Origin of the sequence: Desulfobacter sp. UBA2225 (genome assembly GCF_002348205.1) — a bacterium.
Taxonomy (GTDB): domain Bacteria; phylum Desulfobacterota; class Desulfobacteria; order Desulfobacterales; family Desulfobacteraceae; genus Desulfobacter; species Desulfobacter postgatei.
In genome coordinates, this window is record NZ_DDYV01000150.1 from 1 (window position 1) to 9,142 (window position 9,142).

The 9,142-nt window shown below is 49.7% G+C and carries 9 protein-coding genes and 1 pseudogene; 8 read left to right on the top strand and 2 right to left on the bottom strand.

Annotated elements, in window-relative coordinates; translation table 11 throughout:
* Both B3D59_RS07775 and B3D59_RS07780 read left to right on the top strand, forming a co-directional pair.
* Window positions 1–231: pseudogene (locus tag B3D59_RS07775) on the top strand (hypothetical protein); the annotation flags it as partial.
* 60 nt (window positions 232–291) lie between these two features.
* A complete protein-coding gene (locus tag B3D59_RS07780) occupies window positions 292–900 on the top strand; it encodes a trimeric intracellular cation channel family protein (protein WP_004075532.1) in 609 nt (202 codons plus the stop codon).
* Between the two features lie 56 nt (window positions 901–956).
* On the opposite strand, the gene prmA is transcribed toward B3D59_RS07780, so the two are convergent.
* Entirely contained in the window at window positions 957–1,877 is a 921-nt protein-coding gene (gene prmA / locus B3D59_RS07785) for a 50S ribosomal protein L11 methyltransferase (protein ID WP_286818766.1), read from the bottom strand.
* A gap of 232 nt (window positions 1,878–2,109) precedes the next feature.
* Between prmA and B3D59_RS07790 the strand changes: the two genes are divergently transcribed.
* From B3D59_RS07790 to B3D59_RS07805, 4 genes are all read left to right on the top strand, one after another.
* Window positions 2,110–2,598 carry a cache domain-containing protein gene (locus B3D59_RS07790; RefSeq protein ID WP_286818767.1) on the top strand — a complete coding sequence of 163 codons (489 nt, stop codon included), beginning with the start codon at window positions 2,110–2,112 and terminating at the stop codon, window positions 2,596–2,598.
* Window positions 2,558–3,988, top strand: a complete 1,431-nt coding sequence (locus tag B3D59_RS07795; protein ID WP_286818768.1) for a Cache 3/Cache 2 fusion domain-containing protein — start codon at window positions 2,558–2,560, stop codon at window positions 3,986–3,988. Before B3D59_RS07790 ends, B3D59_RS07795 begins: the two co-directional genes overlap by 41 nt.
* Before the next feature lie 57 nt (window positions 3,989–4,045).
* Complete coding sequence (locus B3D59_RS07800; protein WP_286818769.1) at window positions 4,046–4,711, top strand: response regulator transcription factor; 666 nt, start codon at window positions 4,046–4,048, stop codon at window positions 4,709–4,711.
* Between the two features lie 198 nt (window positions 4,712–4,909).
* Window positions 4,910–6,520 carry an acyl--CoA ligase family protein gene (locus tag B3D59_RS07805; protein WP_286818770.1) on the top strand — a complete coding sequence of 537 codons (1,611 nt, stop codon included), beginning with the start codon at window positions 4,910–4,912 and terminating at the stop codon, window positions 6,518–6,520.
* Between the two features lie 215 nt (window positions 6,521–6,735).
* Here B3D59_RS07805 and B3D59_RS07810 read toward each other — a convergent pair whose 3' ends face one another.
* A complete protein-coding gene (locus B3D59_RS07810; protein WP_286818771.1) occupies window positions 6,736–7,833 on the bottom strand; it encodes a peptidoglycan-binding domain-containing protein in 1,098 nt (365 codons plus the stop codon).
* 144 nt (window positions 7,834–7,977) lie between these two features.
* Here B3D59_RS07810 and thiM point away from each other — a divergent pair, with 144 nt between their 5' ends.
* Together thiM and B3D59_RS07820 are read left to right on the top strand one after the other, a co-directional pair.
* Entirely contained in the window at window positions 7,978–8,844 is an 867-nt protein-coding gene (gene thiM / locus B3D59_RS07815) for a hydroxyethylthiazole kinase (protein WP_286818772.1), read from the top strand.
* A gap of 16 nt (window positions 8,845–8,860) precedes the next feature.
* A partial coding sequence (locus B3D59_RS07820; protein ID WP_286818773.1) for a divalent metal cation transporter occupies window positions 8,861–9,142 on the top strand: 282 nt, incomplete at its 3' end.

Sequence of the window (9,142 nt, forward strand, 5' to 3'; positions counted from 1 at the left end):
GAGATGAACGGCCGGGACCTGGCCGGAAATCTGTTGGTGCTTTATCCGGACCTCAAGCGATTGTTCATGTCCGGTTACACCGCCAATCTCATCGCCCAGCACGGCCTCTTGGCTGAAGGCGTGAACTTTATTCAGAAACCGTTTTCCAGGGAACAGCTCGGCAAAAAGGTGCGGGATGCATTGGATAAGGATAAGCTTCTTGGTGAAAATACAAAGATATTAAGTTATTAATGGTTTTTGATTCATCGACAGCGGGCATTACAGTTGCGATGATGTTGTGGTTGTCTAAATATGACGGACGTATTAATCATATTGTTTGATTACTCAGGCACATTTGCTTTTTCAGTTTCCGGAGCCCTGGCTGCGGCTGAAAAAAAGCTTGATTTATTTGGCGCGTTGTTTCTCGGGTTTGTAACTGCTATTGGTGGCGGAACTACCCGTGATATGATGATTGGTAACACGCCTGTTTCATGGCTGCAGGACCCTGTTTATTTTTATCTTATTGTTGCCGCTGTTGCGCTTACGTTTTTATTTACCAATACAATATTACGGTTTCCCAAAGCACTTTTCTTGTTTGATACGATTGGCATCAGTGTGTTTACTATTATCGGTATTCAAAAGGGATTACATGCGGGTATTCATCCGCCACTTGCCGTTATGATGGGTATTTTGACAGCCGTTATGGGCGGAATTATCCGTGATGTGCTTTGTAATGAAATTCCTCTGATTTTTCATAGGGAAATATATGCTACAGCTTGTTTGGCCGGTGGTGTTTTCTTTGTGCTTTTTGTGTTCCTGAATATGCCTGAATCTTTTACTGCGCTAATAGCCGCTGGTGTTATCTTTACAATCCGCTCACTGAGTGTCCGAAAAGGTTGGGCATTGCCACGGTTTAAGTGATTTAGAAATTCCAGATTGCTCACAGACACCATAATCCGGCTTCATGTATAGCCGGATTATTTTTTATGACAAACTACCAGCGCGACCCACTCCTCTTGGCTGATTTTTTTGACGCATCTAAGGTTTTGCGCATCCAGGGCTGCGTATATATCCGGTACTCTCTCCTCAATGATGCCCGAAAGGATGGCGGTTCCGTCCGGGGCCAGGCGCGTCGCTATATCCGGCATGATGGATACGATAACCTGGGCTATGATGTTGGCACATATAAGGTCATACCCGATTTCAGGTGTTTTATCCAAAGTTACAGCCCCAAGGGTGACGCCATCAAGTGCAATCGCGTTTTTTTCCAAATTCTGCTGGGTGATGTCCACGGCCACAGGGTCGACATCAATGCCCGTCATGGCGCCGGCCCCAAGCTTTGCGGCGCCGATCATCAGTATGCCCGAACCGCATCCCACATCCAGCAGGGTTTTACCCGGCTGTACATGTTCTTCTAAAAGGGCCAGGCACATGGATGTGGTGGGGTGGGTACCTGTGCCGAATGCCATGCCCGGGTCAATGTTGATGATGACTTCACCGGGCGCCGGGGTATAGTCCTTCCATTCGGGTTTCACCACAATTTTGCCCGTAATCCGGGTAACGTTGAAATACGCCTTCCAGGCATGGGCCCAGTCTTTTTCATCGACAATTTCCGATAAAACATCCACCTGGAGATCCATATCCGATAATCCTGCCAGACGTTCCGTGATTTTGGCAATCATAATATCAGAATCATCCGTGTCCGGCAGATAGCCGATAATACTGTTGTGCTCAGGTGTTCTCAGGGTCCGGGTTCCGAAACCCTCATCCGGTTCGGGGATGGGCACATCGCAAATTACGCCTTTGAGGTTGAATGAAAAAAAAATATGGCAGATCACTTCTTCGGCAAGTTCAATATTGTCTGCGTCGAACCGGGCAATCACTTTTTTGAATTTCATGGTATGTTCCGTCTTTTTTGATATTTTGTCGATGGGTGGGCTTGGTTGCTAAGCCCATGGCTGTTATATCAACATTATCGTTGACAATCCATACCTGCCTGTCCTAACGGTAAAATATGAGCCAGGCAAACAAGGAAAGAACACTGATGAAAAAAATATTGATGCGGCTGTCCTCTATGTGGCCGGCAATAAAGGGTTTATATTTTTTCAGATAGATTGAAGGGACAATGGCGTGACGCGACGTAAAACAAGGCGTGTAACAAAAGAAATGAAACAGGGTAACTTTCCGGGTATCCGGCTTTTTTTAAGCTCACTTCAGATCCGGTATAAGTTTCTCCTCAGTTTTGCCCTGATCTTTTTTCTCTCCATGCTTTTGTGCAACCTGTTCATCTATGTCTATGTGCGCCACAATATTGAGGACCGTATTGAAAGTGAGCTGACCAATACCACCGCCATGATTTACAACCTGGTCAATACCTCTATGAATGTCGCCATTAAAAATCATCTGCGGGCTGTGGCGGAAAAAAATCTGGATATACTGACCGCACTGTACCGGAAAGTTTCGGCCGGCGCCCTTTCCCGGGAAGATGCCCGCAAAAGGGCGGCTGAAGTGATTTTAAGTCAGACCATAGGCGCCTCGGGCTATCTTTATTGCCTGGACAGCAACGGGGGGGGTGGCCGTGCACCCGAGAGCCGAACTCATCGGCACCAACGTGGCTGAACACGCCTTTGTCCGGCAGATGATGGAAAAAAAACAGGGATACCTGGAGTATGAATGGAAAAATCCAGATGAAAAAAATCTTCGAGCCAAAGCCCTTTATATGGCCCATTTTGAACCCTGGGGCTGGATCATTGCCGTCTCGGCTTACCGATCTGAATTCATCAGACTTGTTAATATCCAGGATTTCAGGCAGAGCATCCTCTCTTTAAAATTCGGGCAAAGCGGTTATGCCTTTGTCTTTGACAGGGAGGGCCGGGCTATCATCCATCCGGTCCTGCAGGATGTTAATATTTTTCAGACTCCTGAACTGCCCGATCAATATCTTAAAGACATGATGCAACGCAAAAAGGGCCGGTCTGTTTACTATTGGAAAAACCCGGGGGAGACCCGGGCCCGCAAAAAATTGGTGATGTTCAATTATATTCCCGAATACCAGTGGATTGTGGCGTCGTCATCCTACCTGGATGAGCTTTACCAGCCATTGAAAACCATCCGCAATGTATTTATAGGGATTTCACTGCTGTTTTTCAGCATTATGCTGGCCGTTACCTTTGGCATCAGCCGGACCATTACCACACCGCTTCGCCAGCTCATGACGCGGTTCAGCGCGGCCACGGCAGGGGATTACTCTGCCAGAATGGAGAGCCGCTCCGGGGACGAGGTGGGGCAGCTTGCCCGGTATTTTAACCGCTTCATGGATCAGCTTGAAGCCACCCAGCAGGCGTTAGAGAGGGATATCACCCGGTCTAAAATTCTTGAAAAACAGGTGATGCAGGCCGGGGAGCGGGAACGGATGAACATCGGCCAGGCACTTCACGACGATCTTTGCCCCCATCTGATCGGCATTGCAGGGTTGACGGCCGTGATCCGGAAAGATCTTAAATCCCGGCAGGACCCCGCCGCAGACCTTGCCGGGAAAATGGGCGAACTCATGGAGGATGCCGTGGAAAAGACCCGGCAGCTTGCCAGGGGGCTTTGTCCGGTCCATCTGGTCAGCCATGGATTTCAGTCAGCCCTGGAAGAGATTGCCGATCAGTTTGCCTATTATTCCGGTATCCGGTTTGAGTGCCGCATGGACGAGGGGGTGGATATCCTGGAAGAGTCCTGTGCCATTCATCTTTACCATATTGCAAGGGAAGCCGTGAACAACGCGGTTAAACATGCAAAATGCGACCGCATAAATATTGATTTGAGCCGGGATGCGGCCGATGGTCAGATCCATTTGAAGGTGACGGACAATGGTACCGGTATTGACCCTGAGCCCTCGGGCCGGGGTATTGGCTTGCAGATTATGGCCTACCGGGCTAAAATTATTGATGCGCAATTCAATATTGATACCGGACCAAAAGGAACACAGATCCATGTCAGTATGCTGCCTGTTCAGAAATAGCATTTTTGCCCAATTTCTTGGTTGGATGAAAATGAATAAAACGGAGAATGCCCCGGCATGATTCAGATCCCTCAAAAATCCCAAATTGTTATTGTGGATGACCACCCCATTTTCTGTCTGGGCATGAGCGAATTGATCAGCCGGGAACCGGATCTGACGGTGGTGGCATGTCCAAATACGGCGGAAAAAGCCCGGCATATTATTGAACAGGATATGCCGGATCTTATGATTGTTGATATTTCCCTGGCCGAAAGCAACGGCATTGACCTGGTGGCGGAACTGCGCTGCAAATGCCCGGATCTGCCCATCCTGGTTTTGTCGATGTATGATGATTCAATGTATGCAGAACGGGCGTTGATGGCCGGTGCCAGGGGATATGTGATGAAACAGCGGGCCATTGCCCAGGTGGTGGAGGCGGTGCGCCAGGTACTATCCGGGCACATCTATGCAAGTGATAAAATCAAGGAAAAACTGCTTAACCGGATAATTTCCAGAAAACCTTCTGCCATGGGGTTCAGTATGGAGATCCTGACCAACCGGGAAATTGAAGTGTTCCGGCTCATGGGTGAAGGCCTGGACTCAAAGGAAATTGCGGCAAGACTGAATCTGAGCATGAAAACCGTGGGCACCCACCGGGAAAATATTAAAGAAAAGCTTCATCTCAAACATTACACGGAACTTGTCAAAGCTGCCGTGCACTGGGTTTATGAAATGAAAAAATAGTGTTAGATCCACTGTCGGCGGCCCTTGTCCTCTTCATTGTAAGACGTAAGGAGAGGCGTTTGTAGGTTTTAAACCTATCCTGATTCAGATTGCCGGCCATAAAAATATGAGAGCGTTACCGATTGAACGATTAAAAGATTCGTTGTTAATGAGACACGGAAGGCATTTATCAAAATTATTAACAAGGAGAACCCTGTCATGTTGGAAAGAAGCGTTAATTACGAAATTTTAAGCCCCACCAATTTTCTTGATAGAAGCGTAAAAGTCTATCCGGATAAAACCGCAGTCATTTATGGGGATAAATCCTTTACCTGGACAGGGTTCCAGGAGCGGGTGTTTCGTTTGGCCAATGGCCTCAAGGCCCTTGGCGTTGGCCGGGGTGACAAGGTCGCCTTCATCTGTCCCAATACGCCACCCATGCTGGAAGCCCATTATTCGGTGCCTTTGCTCGGCGCCGCCCTGGTTTCCATCAATATCCGGCTCTCTGCCAATGAAATGTCCTATATCATCAATCATTCCGACGCCAAAGTGGTGGTGGCGGACAATGAATTCGGTAACATGTTGTCATCGGTCGTACCGGAACTAACCGCAGTGAAGGCCTTTATCAATATCTGTGACATTGACGATTCCATGCCCCTGGACGGACCGGAATATGAACGTTTTCTGGCCGATAGCCCAACTGATCCGGTTGCTCTTGTCATTGAAGATGAACGCGAAGTGCTTGCCTTGAATTATACCTCCGGGACCACGGGGCGTCCCAAGGGCGTGATGTACCACCACCGGGGCGCTTATCTCAACGCTTTGGGCGAGTTGCTGGAGTTTAAAATCAATCCGGACAGCAAATATCTATGGACCCTGCCCATGTTCCATTGTAACGGATGGTGTTTTACCTGGGGCATCACAGCCATGGGGGCCACCCATGTCTGCCTGAGAAAGGTGGATCCCGTTGAGATCTACCGGATTGTCGCCGAGGTGGGGGTCACCCATCTGTGTGCCGCGCCCACCATTCTCATCGGCATGTCTGCTTTTGCCAAGGAAAATAATGTCCGGCTTTCCAACAGCCTGGAGATTATGACCGCCGGTGCACCGCCTGCACCCATGGTGATCCAGAACATGGAAAATATCGGGGCCAACATCACCCAGACATATGGTCTGACTGAAGTGTTTGGTCCGCATTCCGTATGCCAGTGGCAGGACAAATGGGATGATCTTTCACCCATGGCCAGGGCCGGCATCAAGGCCCGTCAGGGCGTACCCTATATTGTGGCCGAGCATATGGATGTGGTGGACCCCGAGACCATGGAACCGGTGCCAAAGGACGGCACCACCATGGGTGAAATCGTCATGCGGGGAAATAACGTCATGCTCGGATATTATAAGGATGCGGAAGCCAGCACCGAGGCCTTCAGGGGCGGGTGGTTCCATTCCGGGGACCTGGCGGTTATGCACCCGGATAATTATGTACAGATCATGGACCGTAAAAAGGACATCATCATTTCAGGCGGTGAAAATATTTCCACCGTTGAAATCGAAAATGTGCTGTACACCCATCCGGATGTGCTGGAAGTGGCTGTAATTTCAGTGCCCGACGAAAAATGGGGAGAAGTGCCCAAGGCTTTTATTGTACCCCGGGCCGGAACCAATCCGGATCCGGCACAGATTATTGCGTACTGCAAGGAAAAAATGGCCCGCTTTAAAGCACCCAAATCCATTGAATTTGGTCCCTTGCCTAAAACCGCCACAGGCAAGCTGCAGAAGTTCAAGCTGCGCGAGAAGGAATGGGAAGGCCACGACCGTATGGTCAACTGATTTTCCCGTCGTCTGTTTCATGAAAAAAGGGCAAGGCACACGGTCTTGCCCGCCCTCTATGTCGTGCCCGCCGGAAAATCGTAATTTTTGCCGCTTACTTCGCTGGTCGTAAATTTTAATCCTCAAAATACGCTATGTATTCCTCCGGTTAAAATTTGCGCCTGCCTTGTACTTGGCAAAATTTCCAGATTTTCGTTCAGGCACTATGTACGCAATCATTGGGACAGGGCGGTGAGGAAAAAAAGGGTGGTGGGGTCCGGACTCCCCGTTTTTTCAAGGAGATTTTGACCCTGGAACCGAACAATGGCCCGGACTAATTCTACACCAACAACTCCGTCAATTTCACCTCGGTATATACCGATCTTTTTTAACATGGCTTGTACCTGTTGGATTGGTTTTCCCCTGACGCCATATTCCCAGGCCGGTATCACCGGGGCAGGCTTCCAAAACAGAAAATAGCGTATGTGTACGGGATTGATCAAGAGCTTGTCCAGGATGTGGTATTTTTTTTTAAAAGTGGGGGGCAGTGTGGTGAAATGAATCAGCATCAGCCCGGTTTCATTGTAGATTTGCCGGGTTATTTCCTCGAAATTTTCGTCATAGAGCGCGTCGGAAAATAGCCGTTCATAGGCTTGAAGGTTATATGCGGCCAGGAAATTCCTCACCCGATCATCTGACAGGAGCGCGCGCTTGCGTGCTTTTTTTTCAGGGGCAGGAACGGCGGTTGGCTTTGAAGGTTTCTGTGTCTGTTTCAGCGTTTCCTGGGTGACGGATTTTGTGGGAACTGTTTTTTTTTCTATCGTTGGGCTCTGTTTGTTGTCCCGAAACAGCCAAACCGCGCCGGCCAAGCCCAGCAGAAGGATGGCAACGGCGATTATGGGCAGTGCATTCCCGGGCCTTGAGGTTTTGACGCCATTCTCCATGTTATGGCGTTCACTATCCATATCTGCCGATAGGGCTTCTTTAAAAATTGCATCTTCGACATGGCGTTGCCTGATTGCTTGGGTACGATCCGTAAATGCCTTGCGCAGGGCCTGGTCCATGAGGGTGTTAATTTGTTCGACTCGACCATCCGATAGTCTGTAGAGAGCCTCATGGGCCTTTTCTTCGATCACAATTTGATGATCCGGTCCGGCTTCATTCAGCAAAAACTGGATATATACCATGGTCTGATCAAAAGTGAACGGTTGGGCCGGATCCATGTGAAAGATTTCGAAGAAACTGGAATGGTCCAGAGTAGGAGAAAAGGGATTGGTCTCCAACTGAAAATGCGCTAACAACCCGATGTCGCTGATTTTATCAGAACCACTCATGTTTTTTCCTGTCTAACAGTCTCCAAAATATGGTAGATAAGTACACTGATTTTATACCGTTTCAGGTTGTTTTTTCAACTTGAAACGGCTTAAACGCTGATTTTCCGGGGAAAATGCCCGGGACATAAAGGAAAGAGTGAACATATGCACGCCCATGAACTGGCCGAAAAGATTTACATGCTTTTTGCCGCATTGCGCGATACAAGACCCTTGGTCCATGTGGTGACCAACTTTGTGGTAATGAATCAGACCGCCAATGCGCTTTTGGCCCTTGGTGCATCACCCATGATGTCCTGGGCAGATGATGATGCAGCGTATATGTCCGGTGTATCGGACGCCCTTTGCATTAACATCGGCACCCCGGTTTTGGAGCGGATTTCAGTCATGAAATCCTTGATGTCCCTTGCCGGGGAGATGGAAAAACCCGTTGTACTGGACCCTGTAGGCGCCGGTGCAGGGCAATTCCGCACTGATATTGCCCGCGAACTTTGTGCCTTTGCCCCGGCAAAAATCATCCGGGGCAACCCTTCGGAAATCTGCGCCCTTGCTGCAGGCCATTTATCCACCAAGGGCGTGGACAGCGGGATCTCTCCGGAACAGGCCAGGGCCATTCTGACCGGGCATGGCCGGCCTGACCGAAATGCCGATGCCTTGCCAAATGGTGCAAGCGCGCTTCTTGCATCCGCATCTGCCCTCGTGGTCAGCGGGAAAACAGACATGGTGCTGGGGCAGGGCAAAATGGTCAAGATTGCCAATGGATCTGAACTTATGGGCGCGGTAACCGGTACCGGCTGCATGCTTTCCGCCATCTGTGCCGCTTTTTATGCCGTGGCTGAAAACGGTTTTGACGCTGCGGTTGCAGGTGTTGCCGTTACGGGCATTGCCGGGGAACTGGCCGCAGCCCGGGTGGTCGGCCCGGGCTTTTTCCTGCCCCATTTTATAGACCGTTTGTACGCACTTCGTGAAGCGGATATTCATCAATATCTGAGGGCTGAAGTTCACTGCTTTTGATATACGGGAGGCCATTATGGCAGATTTAAAGAAAGAGCAACAAATTTCATCCGGGAAAGGTCTGTCTCTTAAGCGCATGATATCTGCGCTGGGGCCTGCCTGGATCATCAGCGCCGTGGCCGCAGGACCTGGAACCACCTTAAGTGTTGCCAAGGCCGGCGGGACCTATGGCTATGATTTTTTGTGGGTGGTGGTACTCAGCGTGGTGCTGGCCTTTGTCTGCCAGTACATGGCCGCCAAGACCGCGCTGATCGGGGGGCGGGGGATTGTTTCCATTGTGCAGGACAAATGGGGGACT